Consider the following 18,801-nt stretch of genomic DNA (forward strand, 5'->3'; position numbering starts at 1 on the left):
ACCGCATTTCACTGAGGGGGCGCAGCGGTGAAGATCTTCGGGGACGACAAGTCGGGCAACTGCCTGAAGGTTCGTTACGTCGCCGATCACCTCGGCGTCCCCTACGCGTGGATCCCCGTCGACATCATGAAGGGCGAGACCCGCACGCCCGAGTTCCTCGCCCGCTTTCCCGTCGGGCAGGTCCCGGGCGTGGAATTCGCGGACGGGCGCTGCCTGTCGCAATCGAACGCGATCATCCGCCACCTCGCCCGCGGCAGTGCGCTCCTGCCCGAGGATCCTTGGCAGCAGGCCAAGATCGACGAGTGGCTGTTCTGGGAGCAGTACAACCACGAGCCGACGATCGCGGTCTGCCGGTTCCACATGCGCTACCGGGGCGAGCCCGCCGAGACCCGCGATCCGCGGAAGGTGGCGGGCGGAGAGGCGGCCCTCGACCTGATGGAGCGACGCTTGGTCGCCGCGGATTGGTTCGTGGGGGACGCGATCACCATCGCGGACGTGGCCCTGTTCGCCTATACGCAATTCGCCGACGAGGGCGGATTCAGCCTCGACACGAGGCCGGCCGTGCGGAGCTGGCTCACACGTTGCATCCAGGCCCTCGGCCTGCCGGGCGCGACGTCAATCGCCGTACCGGGCTGACCGAACGTTCGCACCGGCCCGTTCTTCGTTCCAACCTCCGAGTTCTTCCGATGGGCAAGGTCACAGGCTTCCTCGAATACGACCGCCAGGAGCAGAAGTATCAGCTCGCCGGCGATCGTGTGCGGCACTTCCTCGAATTCACGCTGCCGCTCGACGAGCACGACCTGAAGAAGCAGGCGGCGCGCTGCATGGATTGCGGCATCCCGTTCTGCCACGGGCCGACCGGCTGCCCGGTCCACAACCAGATCCCGGACTGGAACGACCTCGTCTTCAACGCGGATTGGGAGGAGGCGTCGCGCAACCTCCATTCCACGAACAACTTCCCGGAGTTCACCGGACGCATCTGTCCGGCGCCCTGCGAGGAAGCCTGCACGCTCAACCTCGAGAACCAGCCCGTCACCATCAAGACCATCGAGCAGGCGATCGCCGACAAGGCCTGGAGCATGGGCTGGGTCGTCCCCGAGCCGCCCCAGGCCAAGACCGGCAAGACCGTGGCGATCATCGGCTCCGGGCCGGCGGGCCTCGCCGCCGCCCAGCAGCTCGCCCGGGTCGGCCACGACGTCCACGTCTTCGAGCGCGAGCCGAAGGCCGGCGGCCTGCTCCGCTACGGCATCCCCGACTTCAAGATGGAGAAGCGCCACATCGACCGCCGCGTGCGGCAGATGGAGGCGGAGGGCGTGCAGTTCCACTACGGGGTGAATGTCGGCGTCACCCGCTCCTTCGCGAGCCTGCACAACGAGTTCGACGCGGTATTGTTCGCCGGCGGCGCCGAGGAGCCGCGCAACCCGCAGCTGCCGGGCCAGGATCTGGAGGGCGTGCACTACGCCATGCCCTATCTCGTGCAGTCGAACCGGCGGGTCGGCTCCGAGGACGACCTCCTCGCCGTCGAGACGCCGATCCTGGCCGCCGGCAAGAACGTTGTGGTGATCGGCGGCGGCGATACCGCCTCCGATTGCATCGGCACCGCCTTCCGGCAGGGCGCCCTCTCGGTGACGCAGCTCGACATCCGGCCGCGCCCGCCGGAGCGGGAGGACAAGCTCGCCGTGTGGCCCTACTGGGCGACCAAGATGCGGGTGTCGTCGAGCCAGGCGGAAGGCGCCGAGCGCGAGTTCCAGGCCGCCACCCTCCGCATCGAGGGCAAGAAGGGCAAGGTGAAGGGCGTGGTCTGCGCCCGGGTGGACGAGAAGCGCCAGCCGCTGCCCGGCACCGAGTTCCTGCTCCCGGCCGACCTCGTCTTCATGGCGATCGGCTTTTCCGGCCCGGTCTCGCAGGGCCTGCTGGAGGAATCGGGCGTCGCGCGCGACCGCCGCGGCAACGTCCAGGCGGACGAGGTCTCCTACCGCACCTCGAACGACAAGGTCTGGGTGGCGGGCGACATGCGCCGCGGCCAGTCGCTCGTCGTCTGGGCCATCCGCGAGGGGCGTCAGGCGGCGCGCGCCATCGACGAGGCGCTGATGGGGGCGACCACGCTGCCGCTCTGAGGCGGCGTCCGGCGCCTCAGGGCGTCCGGCGCCTCAGCTCCGCGGCCAGCGGAAATCGTCGGCCCGGCCCGGCTGCGGAGTGGCGGGCGCGCCCCGGGTGAGGCTGCGCTCCACGGTGTATCCCGCATCCCCATCGACCCGGGGACGGCCAGTGAGGAGCTGGCCGTTCGGCGACACCTCGTTGCGGGTGAGCGGCACCACGGGACCGGCCGCGGGCTTGACCGGCAGCGCCGGGATGCCGGGGGGCTCCGGCAGGCTCGGCAACATCGCGGTGATGAGCCGGTCGATGGCCGCCTCGTCGTCGAGGCGGGGCGCCTGTCCGGGTTCGACGGAGGCGGGCGGCGGGGTGGCCGCCACCGCGTCCGGAACGCTCGGCAGGACGCCGCGCGCCTCCATCAGCCGCTTGATCTCCACATCCGCGAAGTGGGCCGCCTTGCGGGCGCCGGCCTGGGTGAAGTGCACGCCGTCGGCGGTGCGCAGGCGCGCCGTCTGGCCTTCCAGATCCGGTCCGGTCGCCGCGTAGCGGTTCTGCTCGTCCGAGAAGGCCGGCCAGATGTCGACGTAGATGCCGCCCGCGCGCTGCACCCGGTCGCGGTAGATCTCGTTGATCGAGCTGAGGTCGGCCGAGAAGGTGTCGCTCTTCATCGGCGGCACGCCGACCCAGATCACCGGCACCTTGGCGTCCGTGAACACCTTCAGGAGCGCATCGACCCGGTCGCGGTAGAGCGTGCGCCAGCGGTCGCCGAGCGCCTCCAGCGACTGGTCGCCGTCGCGCAGGGCCTGCCGGTCGTTGGCGCCGACCATCACCACCGCGTAGGTCAGCTTGGGGTTGGCGGCCAGGTATTCCTCGGCGGCCTTCGGCCAGTCGACCACGTCCTTGCGCACGAGGCCGCTGTCGCCGCGGGCGCGGCGGATCACCAGCACGTCGCCGTTCGCCTCGTAGGCCGATTCCAGCCCCTTGCCGAGGAGCTCGGCCAGCGAATCGCCGAACACCGCGATCTGCGTCGTCGGGTTGGTCTTGGGCTTGGCGGCGGGCGCGACCGCCACAGGGGGCGCGGGGCGGGGCTTCGGCCGCTGCACCGAGCGCCCTTCGTGGCTGCGATGCGTCTCGCGGACGGGCGCCTCGCGCAGCCGCGGCCGGGGCGTGCGGTACCCCCCGCCGTAGCTCGGGGCGGGCGCCGGCTGGGCCTGCGGCTCGGGCTGCTCCCAGGGCCACCGGAACCCGCCGCGCTGCGGCTCGGGCGCAGGCGCGGGCGCGCGCCGGTAGCCCTGCCGGCCGTACGGATCCTCGCCGTAGCCGCGGCTGCGGTTACCGTAGCCGTACGGGTCCTGGCGGCGCTGCTGCTGATAGCCGCCGTCGTCGCCGCCCCACCATTGCGCCGAGGCGGGCGACGCGCCCAGGCAGAGCAGCGCTCCGACGAGTCCCATCGTCGGTCCTGCCAATCTCGGCCCCGCCCGTCTCGGCCCGGTCATCCGCTGCTCGCTCCTGAACGCCACGCTACGATAACGCGCGGAGACCCGAAGCGCACCGGGGGCGGACGCGCGCTACTCCGCCGCCGCCAGCCCGATCACCGCGGGCACCGGCACGCCGATGTCGCGCAGGAGCTGCGCGTCCGCGTCGGCCTCGTTGTTGGCGGTGGTGAGCAGGCGCTCGCCGTAGAAGATCGAGTTGGCGCCGGCGAGGAAGCACAGAACCTGCGCCTCGCGGGTGAGCGCGCGGCGGCCCGCGCTCAGGCGCACGCGGGCCTTCGGCATCACGATGCGGGCGGTGGCGCACATGCGCACGAGGTCGAGCGGATCGACCGGGGGGCGGTCCTGGAGCGGCGTGCCCTCCACCGCCACGAGCGCGTTGATCGGCACGCTCTCGGGATGCGGCGCGTGGTTGGCCAGCACCTGCAGCATCGCGGCGCGGTCGCGCACGCCCTCACCCATGCCGATGATGCCGCCGCAGCACACGCCGATCCCGGCCTCGCGCACCGCCTGCAGGGTGTCGAGCCGGTCCGCGTAGGTGCGGGTCGAGATGATGTCGCCGTAGAAGTCCGGCCCGGTGTCGAGGTTGTGGTTGTAGGCGGTCAGCCCGGCCTCGGCGAGACGCTCGGCCTGGGAGGGCGTCAGCATGCCCAGCGTGACGCAGGCCTCCATCCCGAGCCCGCGCACGCCCCGCACCATCGCGAGCACGGCGTCGAACTCGGGCCCGTCCTTCGGCTGGCGCCACGCGGCGCCCATGCAGAAGCGGGTCGCGCCCGCGGCCTTGGCGGCGGCGGCCTCGCGCAGCACGGTCTCCACCGGCATCAGGCGCTGGCGGCCGAGGCCCGCCTCCTTGTGATGGGCCGATTGCGGGCAGTAGGCGCAATCCTCCGGGCAGCCGCCGGTCTTGATCGAGAGCAGGCTCGCGCGCTGGATGTCGGCCGGGTCGTGGTGGGCGCGGTGGACGCTCGCCGCCCGGTGCACGAGGTCGAGGAGCGGCAGGTCGTGGATCGCCTGGATCTCGGCGACGGTCCAATCGTGCCGGATGGCGTCGGGGGGCGCGGCTTCTGTGCTCATCGGGCTCCTCGGGTCGTTGCCGACCGCATAGCGCGATCCGCCGTGCTTGTCCCGCCCCTCGCCGACCGGAGCCGTTGCCAAGCCGGGGCGCTCGGCGGCATCGTCGGGAGATGTCGCTCCGGGTGCCCCTCTCCGCCGTCCGCTCGTTCGAGGCCGCTGCGCGGCGGCGCTCGTTCAAGGCCGCGGCGGCGGAGTTGAACCTGACCGCGAGCGCCGTGAGCCACGCCATCCGCAAGATGGAGGAGGCGCTCGGCGTCGCGCTGTTCGAGCGGGCCGGGCAGGGGGTGGGGCTCACCCCGGCCGGCGAGGCGCTGCTGGAGCATGTCGGGCGCGCCTTCGAGGAACTGCACCGCGGGCTCGACCTCGTGGCGGCGCGCGGGCCGCAATTGCTGCGCCTGCACTGCGCCCCGAGCTTCGCCGCGCAATGGCTCACCCCGCGGCTCGCCCGCTTCCTCGCCGATCACCCGGGCTTCGAGGTGCGGCTCGCCGCCGGCATGGACTATGCGCGCTTCACCACCGACGAGTTCGACGCCGATATCGTGTACGGCCCGCCGCGCGGGGAGGGGCTGGTGGTGGTGCCCCTCTGCACCGAGACCGTGACGCCGCTCTGCGATCCCGTCCGGGCGGCCCGCATCCGCAAACCCGAGGACCTCCTCGCCCACGTGCTGATCCAGAGCGACAACAAGCTGGTGCGCTGGCCGCTCTGGTTCGCGCAGAACGACCTGCCGGCGCCCCGGCCGCTCGGCGTGCGCTTCGACCGCAGCTTCCTCGCCATCGCGGCCGCCGCGGACGGGCTCGGCGTCGCCCTCGAATCGACGCTGCTCGCCGAGCGCGAGCTCGCGAGCGGGCGCCTCGTCGCCCCGCTGCGGGGGGTCGCGCGCGACGTGACCTATGTCGGCCACCACCTCGTCTTTCCGGCGGGCAGCCGGCCCCGCGCGCCGCTGCGCACCTTCGCGCGCTGGCTGGTGGGCGAGCTCGGGATCGCCAAGGAGCGGGCGGAACTCGGCTGACCGCCGTACCTGTACGCCCGGCAACGCCGGCTTCAGTCGCGGTTCAAGCGGACGGACCGAGGATCGCTCATCGGCGGGCCGGTGCCCGCCCGGAGCCTCGAACCGATGTCACGCCCTCTTCGCCTCGCGGCCGCCGCAGCCGCGGCGCTGGTCCTGTCCGCGCCGGTCCTCGCCGCGGATGTCGACGAGCCGCCGCCTCCGCCGCGCTTCGACTCCCGCCCGGGCTGGGTGCCGCCCCGGGTCGTGCGCCCCGCCGAAACCTGCCGGGTCTTCGTGAAGCGACGCATCGATCCATACGGCGAGGAGGTGGTGCGACGCGTCAGAGTCTGCGACGAGGGGCCGGTCCTTGACGGCCCGCCGCGCTGGCGCGGCCCCGGCTGGGGCGCGGACGAGGACGGACCGCCGCGCCCCCGCTTCGGCCCGCCGCGGCCGCCTGCGGACATCCCCGAGGGCTGGTAGGCCCGGCCTTGCGGCAGGCGGGCCGGGACCCGATCTCTCCCGTATCGTCCGATGCCCGCCGCCACGACACGCCGCAGCGCCGAACGCGATCCCGGCGCGCCCCCGCGCGAAGCGCTCGCGGGCTCGGTCGAACGCGTCACCTTCCACAGTCCCGAGACCGGCTTCTGCGTCCTCAAGATCAAGGCGCGGGGCAAGCGCGACCTCGTGGCGCTGGTCGGGCACGCGCCGGCGGTGGCGGCCGGCGAGTGGATCACCGCCACGGGCGCCTGGGTGAGCGACCGCACGCACGGCCTGCAGTTCCGCGCCGACACGCTCGCCTGCACGCCGCCCACGGGCGAGGAGGGCATCGCGCGCTACCTCGCCTCCGGCCAGATGCGCGGCATCGGCCCGGAGATCGCCCGGCGCCTCGTGCGCGCCTTCGGGGCCGACACCTTCGCGGTGATCGAAGCCGAGCCGCACCGGCTCACCGAGGTCCCGGGTATCGGCCCGACCCGCGCCGCGCGCCTCGTGGCGGCCTGGGCCGAGCACCGGGTGGTGCGCGAGATCATGATCTTCCTGCATGCGCACGGGGTCGGCACGGCGCGGGCGGTGCGCATCTACAAGACCTACGGGGCGGAGTCGGTCGCCGTGATGACGGAGGACCCCTACCGTCTCGCCCGCGACGTACGCGGCATCGGCTTCCGCACCGCCGACGCCATCGCCACCAAGCTCGGCCTGCCGCCGACCGCGCCGGCGCGGCTTCGGGCGGGCATCGCCTACGCGCTGCAGGCGGCGATGGATGACGGCCACTGCGCCCTGCCGGTGCCCGACCTCGTGACCCGCGCGGCCGACCTCCTGGGCGTGGAGCCGGGCCTCGCCCGCACGGCGCTGGTGGAGGAACTCGGCGGCGACACGGTGGTGGCGGATGCGATCGGCGGCGAGACCCATGTCTTCCTGCGCGGCCTGCACGCGGCCGAGCGAGCCATCGCCGAGCGGCTGATCGCGCTCGACGAGGCGCCGCTGCCCTGGGGCGAGATCGCGGCCGGGCCGGCCCTGGCGGCGATCGCGGCGGAGACCGGCAAGACGCTGTCGCCCTCGCAGGCGCAGGCCGTGCACACGGTGCTCTGCGCCAAGGTCGCGGTCATCACCGGCGGTCCGGGCGTCGGCAAGACCAGCACGCTCGACGCGCTGCTGCGGGTGCTCGACACCGTCGAGGCGCAGGTGCTCCTCGCCGCACCCACCGGCCGGGCCGCCAAGCGGATGAGCGAGCAGACCGGGCGCGAGGCGAAGACGCTCCACCGCCTGCTGGAGGTCGACCCGTCGCGGGGCGGCTTCCAGCGCAGCGAGCACAACCCGCTCTCCTGCGACCTCCTCGTGGTGGACGAGGCCTCGATGATCGACGTGCCGCTGATGAACGCGCTCACGCGCGCCCTGCCGCGCCACGCCGCGCTCTGGCTCGTCGGCGACGTCGACCAGCTGCCCTCGGTCGGTCCGGGGCAGGTGCTCGCCGACGTCATCGCCTCCGGCCGCGTGGCCGTCGCCCGCCTGACGGAGGTGTTTCGCCAAGCCGCCGAGAGCCGGATCATCGTCAACGCCCACCGGATCAAGGAAGGCCGGATGCCGCAGGGCAGTCCGGACCCGTCCGGCGACTTCTTCGTGGTCGGGATCGACGATCCCGATGCGGGGGCGGAGAAGCTCGTGGAGATCGTGACGCGGCGCATTCCCCGCCGCTTCGGCCTCGATCCAGTGCGCGACGTGCAGGTGCTCTGCCCGATGACCCGCGGGGCGCTCGGCAGCCGCAACCTCAATCACGCGCTCCAGCAGGTGCTCAACCCGCAGCCCGCGGCCTCGGTCGAGCGCTTCGGCTGGCGCTTCGCGCCCGGCGACCGCGTGATCGTGGGCCAGAACGACTACGACCGCGAGGTGTTCAACGGCGACCTCGGCGTGGTGCTGCGGATCGACCCGGAGGAGGGCGCCCTGGTCGCCGGCTTCGACGGGCGCGAGGTGACGTGGCCGTTCGACGAGCTCGACGCCCTCGCGCCGGCCTACGCCATCACCATCCACAAGGCGCAAGGGTCGGAATACCCGGCCGTGGTGATCCCGGTGGCGCTCCAGCACTACACGATGCTGGCGCGCAACCTGCTCTACACGGGCGTGACCCGCGGCAAGCGCCTCGTGGTGCTGGTGGCGCAGAGCCGCGCGGTCGGGATCGCGGTGCGCGGCGGCGCGATGCGGCCGCGCTTCACCAAGCTGCGGGAGTGGCTGAGCCAGGGCGTGATCCGGTAGCGGGGGCCAAGTGCGGCTCGTCCCGCCACCCGCCCGGTCGGGCCGCCTCCCGCGCGCCCCGGCGTCCGGGGTCTGCCGGGCCGGGGCGCCGTTCGCCTCACTCCACGTCGATCCGGTTACCGAGATCGTCCCACAGCGTGCCTCGCAGCGTCGCCGGGCCGTGGACGATGGCCACCTCGGACGCGCCACTCAGGGCGTAGGCCGCCTCCGCCCGCACGGGATTTCCACCCTGGCCCTTCAGCTTCTCGTACAATTTCTCGGCCGTGGTGAGGTAGTCGTTCCACTTGTCCTCGGGTATGCCGATCTTCGAGAGCTGATCCTGATACGCGATCAGAAACGTGTTCAGGGATATTTTCGAGACGTCGACGCTCGACTTGAAGGCGACGATGGAGAAGGCCTGCTCGATCTGCGAGGTGATGCCCTGTGCCTCGATCTGCCGGCTCCACAGGCGCAGATCGAACCGGATGATGCCGTACTTCTGCACGACGATGTAGTAGCTGCTCAGCTCCTGCTGCGTCCCGCTGCCGGCCCCGATGATCGCTTCCACGCCCGTCGTGACCAGGGAGGCGATCCCGTCGATGATCGAATCGGCGCTGCCCGCCACGAACTTCTTGATGGCGCCCGCCACCTCGCCGGCGATCTTGCCCGAGTCCTGCTTGATGTAGGCTCGGTATTCCTTGTGTCGCGCGAGGATCTCGGTGACCGGGATCGTCTTGTTCTCGACCGAGCCGGCCGTGCGCAGTTCCAGCTCGATCGCCTTCGTGAAGGAATCGACCTTCTGCTCACACAGTTCGGACAGCAGGCTCAACAGGAGCGTGATGTCCTTCTTCTTATCCGGCGAGGGATCGAGGGCGTTGATCGCATTCTTCAGGACGGCCATGACGTTCTCCTCGTGGACAAGACCGCATGTGAGGCGACAGACGACAGATCTTCTGACATTATGATTTGCCGACTTAATCGGCGATGCGCAGAATTCGGCGCCGATTGATTTCAGCGCTTGCGGTCGTAGCCAGACGGAAGAGATCGATCAAGCAGAAAATCTACATCTGGGTACGGCTTTATGCTCTGTTTTCCGGATTTACAGAAGGAATCGCGCCATTTATGCTTCGTTACAAATGGAAAACTGTTTACCGGAGACTTGCGATTTCTATTTACGTGGCGTCGATTTCGTGTCCTTGTTGCCCACCGGTTCGATGCATGGCCCGCGTCTGCATCCTCAACGGATTCGCAGGCGGATTCGCCGCTCACGCGTAGCGCAGCCGCGTGCGAGGAGACCTGGACCTTGCGCCGCGCCGTCCGCGGGCATGCCGCGCCATCATCTCAGCACGTTCGACGAGACGTCGAACACACCGGATGGAAGTAACCATGAAGAAGCCCGAGGACGGCGAGACGCTCACCCAGGCGCAAGTCGGCGAGGCGGTCAACGTCAAGGATTTCGAGGCGGTGGAGATCAAGAAGAACTGGCACATCGGGCAGTTCGAGCCGTGGGCACTGGATTTCGGCTATCCCGATGGCATGCCGATCTACGGCGGCGTCGAGGTGGACGGTGTATCGGCCCACATCTATTTTCTGAACGACGGCCATCAGGCGTCGATCATCCTGCGCCGTGGCGAGACGCCGGCGACCTACCACGTCACGCCCACATCCTGAGACCCGGATCCCGGCTGCGGCGGGCTGCGCGCGACCTCAGAACCCCTTCTTCACCTCGGCCAGCGCGCGGGTCATGCCCTCCGCGATGGTCTGGCGCTCCGGCGGGGAGGCATCGCGCGCCACGAGCACACGCTGACCGCGGGAGACGATGGCCAGCGATTGCAGGCCGTACTCGTCGTCCTCGACCTTGTGCAGGCGGCTCCAGAGCGGGTTGAAGCGCCATTCCGCACGCTGGCCCGTCGGGCTCACGCGGGCCAGCAGGATCTCGATCTGGCTGATCATCACCTCCTCGAAGGAGCGCCCGCGCCGGAAGCTGACCCGCAGCGCCAGCCACAGCGCCAGCATGTCGAGGCCGAAGAAGCCGGCGACCGGCCAGAAACCCTTCTGGAGGAAGACGAGGCTCGTCACCAGCGAGACGAGGCAGCACAGGCCCATCACCACCCGGAAGCCGGTGCGGCCGAGCGAGCAATGCGGCCGGATCACCGCCGAGAAGACCGGGCGCTCGATGGCATCGGGATCGCGCCCGTAGGGATGGCGTGCGGGACGGTCGTCCGGTGCCTTGTCGCTCTGCATGCGCACAATATAAGGCCTGCATGAAGCAACGTAAGCCGGCAGCTCCCGCGAACGTGAAGACCAAGGCCGGGGGCTCGCTCGTCGCGCCCCTGCGTCCGAGCACGGTGCAGCCGATTCCCGACCCGGTCGATCCGGCGACGCTCGCCGAGATCTTCGCGCGGCTGTCCGCCGCCAACCCGGCGCCGCGCTCGGACCTGGAGTACATCAACCCCTACACGCTGCTCGTCGCCGTTGTCCTGTCCGCGCAGGCGACCGACCGGAGCGTGAACCTCGCGACGCGCGACCTCTTCGCCAAGGCCGACCACCCGGCCGCGATGCTGGCGCTCGGCGAGGAGGTGGTGCGCCACCACATCCGCACCATCGGGCTGTTCAACACCAAGGCGAAGAACGTCATCGCGCTCTCGCGCCTCCTGATCGCGGATCACGGCGGCGAAGTGCCGCGCGAGCGCGCGCACCTCGAGGTGCTGCCCGGCGTCGGCCGCAAGACCGCGAGCGTGGTGCTCAACGTCGCGTTCGGCGAGCCGACCATCGCGGTCGACACCCACATCTTCCGGGTCTCGAACCGCATCCCGCTCGCCCCCGGCCGCACCACCGACGCGGTGCAGGCGGGCCTGGAGACGGTCGTGCCGGAACCCTACCGGCTCAACGCCCACCACTGGCTGATCCTGCACGGCCGCTACGTCTGCAAGGCGCGCAAGCCCGAATGCTGGCGCTGCGTGATCGCGGATCTGTGCCGCTATCCGGACAAGACGCCTGCGCCCGGACCGAGGTCCTAATCCCGCGCCAGCATCGCGCGCCCGATCGCGAACAGGCGACCGTCGCCGAGGAGATGGGCGGTCAGCCCGTCCGGGAACAGCGCGTCGAAGGCCGGGCTGCGCACGTTGAGGCCACCCGTGTAGGCGCCGAAGGCCGGCATCACGAGGCGGCCCGCATCGCCGACGAAGCAACGGCGGCGCACGGCGCGCCCGCGCATCGCCACCTTGCCGACCGGGTGGAGGTGGCCCGCGACCTCGCCGGGGGCGCCCCCCGGCACCGGCTCGTGGCGCAGCGTCAGCCCGCCGACCGCGAGCGTGTCCGCGAAGCGCCCGCCGACCCCGTCCTGCACCGCGCGGTCGTGGTTGCCGCTGATCCAGACCCAGTCGCGCCCCTCCTGCAGTGCGGCGATCAGCGCGCGGTCGCCCTCGTCCATCCGGCCGGGCCCGCCGGCATCGTGGAAGGAATCCCCGAGCGCCACCACGCAGGCCGGATCGAAGCGGGCCACCACCTCGTGCAGGCAGGCCAGGGTCTCGCGGGTGTCGTAGGGCGGCAGGAACTGGCCCGAGCGGGCCGCGAAGGCGGAGCCCTTCTCCAGGTGCAGGTCCGAGACCACGAGGGTGCGGTGGGCCTCGAGCCACAGCGCGCCGCTCAGATCGAGGGTGAGGGCTTCGCCGGCAAGGGTCAGGGTGGGGGTCTTCCGGGTCTTCTCGAGCTTCAGGGCCGGCGTCACGGTCGTGTCGTCCTCGCGAGCCCGGGTGCCTTGGCTCATGGTTCGTCAGGCGAGCGCCTCGTCGAGCAGCGCCGCCTCGGCTTCGGCCAGAATCTCGTCGGCGCCCTCGCCGTAGACGCGCTCACGCCCGATCTCGAGCATGACGTTCACGGAGAGCGGCGAGACGCGATCGAGCGCCTTGTGGATGATTCGCCCCTGGATGCGCGACAGCATCATGCCGAGGCGGCGCACGTCGAGGAGTCCGGTTGCCGCATCCTGGCGCGCGGCGCGCAGCAGCAGATGGTCCGGCTGGTGCTTGCGCAGCACGTCGTAGATCAGATCGGTCGAGATCGTGACCTGCCGCCCGGTCTTGCGCTGGCCCGGATGGCGGCGCTCGATCAATCCGGCGATCACCGCGCATTGGCGGAAGGTGCGCTTCATCATGGCGGATTCGTCGAGCCAGGCTTCGAGGTCGTCACCGAGCATGTCCTCGGCGAAGAGCCGGTCGAGGAAGCCGGGCTCCCGCCCGATCCGCTCGGCGACGTCTCGGGTGCCGAAGACCGCCAGCCCGTAATCGTTCGCCGCAAAGCCGAGCGGGCGCAGGCCCGCCCGCTCCAGGCGGCGGGTGAGCAGCATGCCGAGCGTCTGGTGGGCGAGGCGGCCCTCGAACGGGAAGCAGGTGAGGTAGTGGCGCTTGGCCCGCGGAAAGGTCTCGACCAGGAGGTCGCGCGGGCCGGGCAGGATCGAGCGGCGGCGCTGCTGCAGCAGGTAGTCGGAGACCTGGGCGGGCAGGCGGTCCCACGCGAAGGGATCGGCGATCAGGTCGCGCACGCGGGCGGCCAGGAAGGTCGAGAGCGGAAACTTCGACCCGGCATAGCTCGGGATCGCCGGATCGGTGCCGGGCGGGCCGCGGGTGACCAGGGCCTCGTCCTCGTGCAGCCCCTCGAAGCGCAGCACCTCGCCGGCGAACAGGAAGGTGTCGCCGACCGTGAGCGTCTCGGCGAAATCCTCCTCGATCTCGCCCAGCACCCGCCCGCCCGCGGGCAGGATCGTGCCGGGCCTGCCCCGCACGGAGCGGGCGAGCCGCACCTTGACGGTGGTGGACTCGATGATGGTGCCGAGGTTCATCCGATATTGCTGGGCGGTGCGGGCGTCGCGCACGCGCCAGAGCCCGTCCGGCCCGCGCAGGATCTTGGCGAAGCGCTCGTAGGCGCGCAGCGCGTAGCCGCCGGTGGCGACGAAATCCACCACCTGCTCGAATTCCTCGTACGGCAGGTCCGCGTAGGGCGCGGCGGAGCGCACCTCGTCGTAGAGATCCTCCAGCGCGAAGCCGCCCGCGCAGGCCATGCCGAGCACGTGCTGGGCGAGCACGTCGGGGGCGCCCAGGCGCGCGTCCGGCGTGTCCTGCGCGGCCTCCTCGACGGCGTCGAGCGCCGCGCGGCATTCCAGGATCTCGAACCGGTTGGCCGGGACGAGGTAGGCCTTCGACGGCTCGTCCATGCGGTGGTTGGCGCGACCGATGCGCTGCATGATCCGGCTCGCGCCCTTCGGCGCCCCGACATTCACCACGAGGTCGACGTCGCCCCAGTCGATGCCGAGATCGAGGGTCGCGGTGCAGACCACCGCCCGCAGCCGCCCCTCCGCCATCGCGGCCTCGACCCGGCGGCGCTGCGTGGCGTCGAGCGAGCCGTGATGGAGCGCAATCGGCAGCGCGTCCTCGTTGAGCTTCCACAATTCCTGGAAGGTGTACTCGGCCTGGAGCCGGGTGTTGACGAAGACCAGCACCATCCGGTGCTGCCGGATCAGGTCGTAGATCGCCGGCATCGCCTGCCAGGCGGTGTGGCCCGCGAGCGGCAGGCGCCGGCTCGCTTCGAGGAGGCGCAGATCCGGCTTGGCGCCGCCCGCCGCGACGATCAGGTCCGCCTCCCGCGCCGCCTCCGTCCGCGGCACGAGGTAGCGCAGGAGGGCCTCGGGCTCGCGCACCGTGGCCGAGAGGCCGGTGGCGGCGAGCCCCGGGGCCAGCCGGTGCAGCCGGGCGAGGCCGAGGGACAGGAGATCGCCGCGCTTCGAGGTGACGAGGGCGTGGAGTTCGTCCAGCACCACCCGCCTGAGCCCGGCGAAGACGGCTTCGGCCTCGCGGTGCGCGATCAGCAGGGCGAGCTGTTCCGGGGTCGTGAGCAGGATGTCCGGCGGGCGCGCGATCTGGCGGCTGCGCTTGTGGGCCGGGGTGTCGCCGGTGCGCGTCTCGATGCGGATCGGCAGCCCGAGGCCGGCCACCGGGGCCTCGAGGTTGCGGGCGATGTCGACGGCGAGCGCCTTCAGGGGCGAGATGTAGAGCGTGTGCAGGCCGCTCGTCGCCGACCTCTTCCGGCCGGCCAGATCGACCAGGGTCGGCAGGAAGCCGGCCAGGGTCTTGCCGGCGCCGGTGGGCGCCACGAGGAGCGCCGAGCGCCCCGCCTGCGCGGCGGCGAGCAGGTCGAGCTGGTGCCGGCGCGGCTGCCAGCCGCGCGAGGCGAACCAGCGCAGAAAGTCGGGCGGCAGAGCGGGGGAGGGCGCGGACACGGCTTCCTACTTAGGGCAGATCCCGCGCTCGCGGCGCGTCCCCTTCCCGGTTGTGCGCCGGGCGGCAAGACGTCATCACTGACGTCATCACTCCCGGGCCGGACGACCGGCGAGGAGACGCACCCCGTGGCCCTCGCGTGCACGCCATCCATCACAATCGACGAGGCGGAGCTGGAGGAGAGCTTCGTGCGCGCCTCGGGGCCGGGCGGCCAGAACGTCAACAAGGTCGCGACGGCGGTGCAGCTGCGCTTCGACGTGCGCCGCTCGCCCTCGCTGCCGAACGCCGTGGCCATCCGCCTGATGGCCCTCGCCGGGCGGCGGCTCACCGCCGACGGCGTCCTCGTCATCACGGCGCAGGCCCACCGGACCCAGGAGCGCAACCGGGCCGAGGCGCGCGAGCGCTTGGCCGAGCTGGTGCGCGAGGCGGCGGTGCCGCCGAAGGTCCGGCGCCCGACGCGCCCGACCCTCGCCTCGAAGACCCGCCGCCTCGATGCCAAGAAGAGCCGCGGCGCGGTGAAGCGCCTGCGCGTGCGCGACGCCGACCCGGACTGAGCGCTCGTCCCGACCGGCGCTGACGATCGATTCAGGATGCGGGGGAATTCCGGCACGTCCTGCGGTTGCGGACCGAGCGATGCGGGCCGGGCGTTAAGCGCCGACGGCGATGCTCGAGTCCAGGCGAGCCCCGGCATCAGACGGGGGCCGCCGACAGGGATGTGCGAGCGATGATGCGGGCGTTGTGGGGAGCGGCCTTGCGCGGCGGCGCGCTGGCGGCCGGCTGCGTCGGGGTGATGATCGTGGCGGGCGGGCGGCCGGCGGACGCGGTGATGCTGCGCCCCGGTCTTGCACCGGCCGCCGAGGGTCCGGCGGAGGTCCCGCCGGCGCGGCCGCCGGTGCGCGTGATCCTCGATGCTCCTTGGACCCATGCGAGCCGGACGCTCGCCGAGGAGGCGCGGGCGCAGGCCAGGGACGCGGCCGCGAAGGCCGGCGGCGGGCTCAGCGGTTGGCGGTGACGGCCGGGCCGATCGCGCGGCCGAGCGAGACCCAGGGACCGGCCTCCTGCGCCTCGCGCTTGATGAAGACGTAGCCGGTGCGCTGCCAGGGCAGCACGGCGGAGGTCTTGTTGTCGAGGATCAGGTCGCCGCGGTCGGTGCGCAGCATCAGCACGGCGTGGCCCTCGCCCTTCTCGTCGATCACCACGGTCATGCGCATCGCCCGGCGCGGCAGCCCGCTCTGGGCCAGCAGCTTGCGCTTGAGCAGCTGGAAGTCCTCGCAATCGCCCGAGCCGTCCTCGGCGAGGTCCCAGCGGTCCGGCACGCCCCAATGCTCCTGGTCGGTGACCGGGCGCTTGCTGCCGTTCACCGCGCGGTTGACCGAGACGATGGTCTGCCAGAGCCGGGGGGTGAGCGTGACCACGTCCGGCTCGGATGGGTCGATCGCGCATTCGGACGCGTAGCGGCGGCAGAACTCGCTCCAGGCGATAACGGGCTTGGCCTCGCCGGTGATCGCCGCCGGCGCGGCCCCGCCGCCGAGAGAGGCCAGGGTCTGGGCGACGGCCTGGCCGGCCATCGGCTGGAGGGTGGTCGCCCCGAGCGCCAGCACCGCGATGCCCGACCGAACGAGCCTCCGGATCCCGCTGCCCTGCCGCATCTGCCCGCCCCGTTAAGCTTCCGTTAAGAAGTCGTGACACGGAAGCGGGGCCGCAGCAACGCGGGAGTAAACAAACGGTTAACGGGCTGGCGCGATCGCGGTGGATGGCCCGGGCGCAGGCTCCCGGCAGTCGGGCGGCCCGCGGCCGCCGCCTCTCTCGCCCTTGCGGTTTCCTGGGTGGTCGGAGGCGGCTCAGCCGCCGGTCGTGCTCATGTGGCGCGGCACGGCCGGGCGGGCGGCGCGTTCGATGACGAAGTCGTGGCCCTTGGGCTTGCGGGTGATCGCCTCGGCGATGGCCTCCGCCACCAGGGCGTCGTCGGGCGAGGCGCGCAGGGGCGCGCGCAGGTCGGCCGCATCCTCCTGGCCGAGGCACAGGTAGAGCCGGCCCGTGCAGGTCAGGCGCACGCGGTTGCAGCTCTCGCAGAAATTGTGCGTGAGCGGGGTGATGAAGCCGAGGCGCCCGCCGGTCTCCTCGACGCGCACGTAGCGCGCCGGGCCGCCGGTGCGGTCGGGCAGGGGCGTGAGCGTGTGGCGCGCCTGCAGTCGCTCGCGCACCACCGAGAGCGGCAGGAACTGATCGGTGCGGTCGGGCTCGACCTCGCCGAGCGGCATCACCTCGATCAGCGTCAGGTCCATGCCCTCGCCGTGCGCCCAGGCGAGCATCGCCGCGATCTCGTCCTCGTTCACGCCCTTGAGGGCCACCGCGTTGATCTTGACCTTCAGGCCGGCGGCCCGGGCCGCCGCGATCCCGTCGAGCACCACCGGCAGGTCGCCCCGCCGGGTGATGGCCCGGAACTTGTCCGGATCGAGGGTGTCGAGGGACACGTTGATGCGGCGCACCCCGAGATCGGCCAGTTCGGCGGCGTGCTGCTTGAGCCGGGTGCCATTCGTGGTGAGGGTCAGTTCGTCGAGCGCTCCGCTCGCCAGATGGCGCGACAGGCCGCGGAACAGGTGCATGATGTCGCGCCGCACCAGCGGCTCGCCGCCGGTGATGCGCAGCTTGCGCACCCCGCGCTCCACGAACACGGTGCAGACACGGTCCAGCTCCTCCAGCGTGAGCAGGTCGCGCTTGGGCAGGAAGGCCATGTCCTCCGACATGCAGTAGACGCAGCGCAGGTCGCAGCGATCCGTCACCGAGACGCGCAGATAGGTGATCGCCCGCTGGAACGGGTCGATCAGCGGCGCGGGCCGCACGGGCGCCGGGCGCGTCGGAGCGTCGGGAGGACCCCACATGGCGGATCATTTCCTCGGCGCGGCCTCTCGCGGCCGCATCGTGTTCTGCATATGAGGGTTGGCCGGCCCGCGAGCAAGCCGCGTCGCCGCCGGCCCGCCCGCGGAGCCGGGCCGCATCAAGGCAGGACGACCGATATGGACGAGGATTGGCCGACGGAGATCCGGCTGTCGAAGGACAAGCGCACGCTGCACGTGAGCTTCGCGAGCGGCGCGGCCCACGCGCTTCCCGCCGAGTACCTGCGGGTCGAGAGCCCGTCCGCCGAGGTGCAGGGCCATGCGCCCTCCGAGCGCAAATGGATCGGCGGCAAGCGCGAGGTGCAGATCCTGTCGGTCCAGCCGGTCGGCAATTACGCGGTCAAGCTGATGTTCGACGACATGCACGACACCGGCATCTATTCGTGGTCGCTGCTGCGCCAGCTCGGCGCCGAGCGGACCGAGCGCTTCGCGCGCTACGAGGACGAACTGGCCAAGCGCGGCCTGTCCCGCGACCCCAAGCGCCGCCCCTGACCGGCGGCCGCGAAACGGGAAAAAGGGCCGGCTCGCGCCGGCCCTTCCGGTGTCCTGTTCGGGAGGGCGCGGCGCCTCAGCGCTGCACGACCACCCGGGTGCCGACCTTCGCGCGGGCGTAGAGGTCGATGACGTCGTCGTTCGTCATGCGGATGCAGCCCGACGACACCGCGGTGCCGATGGTCTCCGGCTCGTTCGAGCCGTGGATGCGGTAGAGGGTGCCGCCGAGATACATGGCGCGGGCGCCGAGCGGGTTCTCGGGACCGCCCTTCATGTAGCGCGGCAGGTCGGGCCGGCGGCGCAGCATCTGCGACGGCGGACGCCAATCCGGCCATTCGCGCTTCATGGTGATGCTCTGTTGGCCGCCCCAGGTGAAGCCCGGCCGGCCGACGCCGATGCCGTACCGCAGCGCCTGACCGCCGCCCATCACGTAGTAGAGCCGCCGCTCGCTCGTCGACACCACGATCGTGCCGGGGCCGTACGGGCCGTTATACGCCACGGTCTCGCGCGGGATCGGGCTGAGCTTCGGCACCGTGGCGTCGAGCGGATCGGCGGCCGCGGCGGAGGAGGGACGCACCGTCATGGTGAGCCCCTGGGAGAGCGGCTGGCGGGTGAGCGGGTCGATCTCGTAGGCGGCGGCGGGAGCCGTCCACGCTGCGACGACGCTGGCGAGCCCGGCAAGTGCGGGAACGAAGCGGCGCATGGGAGCCTCTCGGGAAGCGGTCGGGGTGGAGGGGGATCGATGCGGGAAGCAACTGCCGCGCATCGT

Annotated in this window: 19 protein-coding genes; 10 read left to right on the forward strand and 9 right to left on the reverse strand. The window is 71.7% G+C overall.

Features of this window, described 5'->3' with window-relative positions; genetic code table 11:
• Window positions 1–27: 27 nt before the first annotated feature.
• Window positions 28–636, forward strand: a complete 609-nt coding sequence (locus MFF61_RS11275) for a glutathione S-transferase family protein (protein ID WP_238235217.1) — start codon at window positions 28–30, stop codon at window positions 634–636.
• A 50-nt stretch (window positions 637–686) separates the two neighbouring features.
• Window positions 687–2,117, forward strand: a complete 1,431-nt coding sequence (locus MFF61_RS11280) for a glutamate synthase subunit beta (RefSeq protein ID WP_238235218.1) — start codon at window positions 687–689, stop codon at window positions 2,115–2,117.
• Window positions 2,118–2,150: 33 nt separating this feature from the next.
• Here the strand turns inward: MFF61_RS11280 and MFF61_RS11285 are convergent, their stop codons facing one another.
• The gene (locus MFF61_RS11285) at window positions 2,151–3,545 is read right to left on the reverse strand and encodes an SGNH/GDSL hydrolase family protein (protein ID WP_238235219.1); all 1,395 of its coding nucleotides are present in this window, start codon (window positions 3,543–3,545) and stop codon (window positions 2,151–2,153) included.
• A 117-nt stretch (window positions 3,546–3,662) separates the two neighbouring features.
• Window positions 3,663–4,661 carry a biotin synthase BioB gene (bioB, locus tag MFF61_RS11290; protein ID WP_238235220.1) on the reverse strand — a complete coding sequence of 333 codons (999 nt, stop codon included), beginning with the start codon at window positions 4,659–4,661 and terminating at the stop codon, window positions 3,663–3,665.
• A gap of 110 nt (window positions 4,662–4,771) precedes the next feature.
• On the opposite strand from bioB, the gene MFF61_RS11295 reads away from it, so the two are divergent.
• The 3 genes from MFF61_RS11295 to recD2 all read left to right on the forward strand — a co-directional run bounded on the left by MFF61_RS11295 (window position 4,772) and on the right by recD2 (window position 8,395).
• On the forward strand, window positions 4,772–5,671 hold the full coding sequence (locus tag MFF61_RS11295; RefSeq protein WP_238235221.1) for a LysR substrate-binding domain-containing protein: 900 nt from the start codon (window positions 4,772–4,774) through the stop codon (window positions 5,669–5,671).
• 105 nt (window positions 5,672–5,776) lie between these two features.
• On the forward strand, window positions 5,777–6,130 hold the full coding sequence (locus MFF61_RS11300; protein ID WP_238235222.1) for a hypothetical protein: 354 nt from the start codon (window positions 5,777–5,779) through the stop codon (window positions 6,128–6,130).
• 51 nt (window positions 6,131–6,181) lie between these two features.
• Window positions 6,182–8,395, forward strand: a complete 2,214-nt coding sequence (gene recD2 / locus MFF61_RS11305) for an SF1B family DNA helicase RecD2 (protein WP_238235223.1) — start codon at window positions 6,182–6,184, stop codon at window positions 8,393–8,395.
• A 97-nt stretch (window positions 8,396–8,492) separates the two neighbouring features.
• Here the strand turns inward: recD2 and MFF61_RS11310 are convergent, their stop codons facing one another.
• Window positions 8,493–9,275 (reverse strand): hypothetical protein, encoded by a 783-nt coding sequence (locus MFF61_RS11310; RefSeq protein WP_238235224.1) that lies wholly within the window; start codon window positions 9,273–9,275, stop codon window positions 8,493–8,495.
• Between the two features lie 485 nt (window positions 9,276–9,760).
• Between MFF61_RS11310 and MFF61_RS11315 the strand changes: the two genes are divergently transcribed.
• The gene (locus MFF61_RS11315) at window positions 9,761–10,045 is read left to right on the forward strand and encodes a hypothetical protein (RefSeq protein ID WP_238235225.1); all 285 of its coding nucleotides are present in this window, start codon (window positions 9,761–9,763) and stop codon (window positions 10,043–10,045) included.
• Window positions 10,046–10,081: 36 nt separating this feature from the next.
• Here the strand turns inward: MFF61_RS11315 and MFF61_RS11320 are convergent, their stop codons facing one another.
• Window positions 10,082–10,618: a DUF2244 domain-containing protein gene (locus MFF61_RS11320; RefSeq protein ID WP_238235226.1), complete on the reverse strand. Its 537-nt coding sequence runs from the start codon at window positions 10,616–10,618 to the stop codon at window positions 10,082–10,084.
• 20 nt (window positions 10,619–10,638) lie between these two features.
• Between MFF61_RS11320 and nth the strand changes: the two genes are divergently transcribed.
• Window positions 10,639–11,394, forward strand: coding sequence for an endonuclease III (gene nth / locus MFF61_RS11325; RefSeq protein ID WP_238235227.1), 756 nt, complete (start codon window positions 10,639–10,641; stop codon window positions 11,392–11,394).
• On the opposite strand, the gene pdeM is transcribed toward nth, so the two are convergent.
• Both pdeM and MFF61_RS11335 read right to left on the reverse strand, forming a co-directional pair.
• Window positions 11,391–12,143 (reverse strand): ligase-associated DNA damage response endonuclease PdeM, encoded by a 753-nt coding sequence (pdeM, locus tag MFF61_RS11330; RefSeq protein ID WP_238235228.1) that lies wholly within the window; start codon window positions 12,141–12,143, stop codon window positions 11,391–11,393. The genes nth and pdeM overlap by 4 nt on opposite strands.
• Before the next feature lie 6 nt (window positions 12,144–12,149).
• Window positions 12,150–14,645 carry a ligase-associated DNA damage response DEXH box helicase gene (locus MFF61_RS11335; RefSeq protein ID WP_238235229.1) on the reverse strand — a complete coding sequence of 832 codons (2,496 nt, stop codon included), beginning with the start codon at window positions 14,643–14,645 and terminating at the stop codon, window positions 12,150–12,152.
• A 126-nt stretch (window positions 14,646–14,771) separates the two neighbouring features.
• On the opposite strand from MFF61_RS11335, the gene arfB reads away from it, so the two are divergent.
• Both arfB and MFF61_RS11345 read left to right on the forward strand, forming a co-directional pair.
• Window positions 14,772–15,197 (forward strand): alternative ribosome rescue aminoacyl-tRNA hydrolase ArfB, encoded by a 426-nt coding sequence (arfB, locus tag MFF61_RS11340; RefSeq protein ID WP_238235230.1) that lies wholly within the window; start codon window positions 14,772–14,774, stop codon window positions 15,195–15,197.
• Window positions 15,198–15,367: 170 nt separating this feature from the next.
• Window positions 15,368–15,655, forward strand: a complete 288-nt coding sequence (locus MFF61_RS11345) for a hypothetical protein (RefSeq protein WP_238235231.1) — start codon at window positions 15,368–15,370, stop codon at window positions 15,653–15,655.
• On the opposite strand, the gene MFF61_RS11350 is transcribed toward MFF61_RS11345, so the two are convergent.
• Complete coding sequence (locus tag MFF61_RS11350; RefSeq protein ID WP_238235232.1) at window positions 15,639–16,292, reverse strand: transglutaminase-like cysteine peptidase; 654 nt, start codon at window positions 16,290–16,292, stop codon at window positions 15,639–15,641. The genes MFF61_RS11345 and MFF61_RS11350 overlap by 17 nt on opposite strands.
• A gap of 192 nt (window positions 16,293–16,484) precedes the next feature.
• Window positions 16,485–17,525: a GTP 3',8-cyclase MoaA gene (gene moaA, locus MFF61_RS11355; RefSeq protein ID WP_238235233.1), complete on the reverse strand. Its 1,041-nt coding sequence runs from the start codon at window positions 17,523–17,525 to the stop codon at window positions 16,485–16,487.
• A gap of 135 nt (window positions 17,526–17,660) precedes the next feature.
• On the opposite strand from moaA, the gene MFF61_RS11360 reads away from it, so the two are divergent.
• Window positions 17,661–18,032 carry a gamma-butyrobetaine hydroxylase family protein gene (locus tag MFF61_RS11360; protein WP_238235234.1) on the forward strand — a complete coding sequence of 124 codons (372 nt, stop codon included), beginning with the start codon at window positions 17,661–17,663 and terminating at the stop codon, window positions 18,030–18,032.
• A gap of 76 nt (window positions 18,033–18,108) precedes the next feature.
• Here the strand turns inward: MFF61_RS11360 and MFF61_RS11365 are convergent, their stop codons facing one another.
• Window positions 18,109–18,735, reverse strand: a complete 627-nt coding sequence (locus MFF61_RS11365) for a L,D-transpeptidase (RefSeq protein ID WP_238235235.1) — start codon at window positions 18,733–18,735, stop codon at window positions 18,109–18,111.
• Window positions 18,736–18,801: the final 66 nt, after the last annotated feature.

This window comes from Methylobacterium isbiliense (assembly GCF_022179325.1).
GTDB lineage: Bacteria > Pseudomonadota > Alphaproteobacteria > Rhizobiales > Beijerinckiaceae > Methylobacterium > Methylobacterium isbiliense.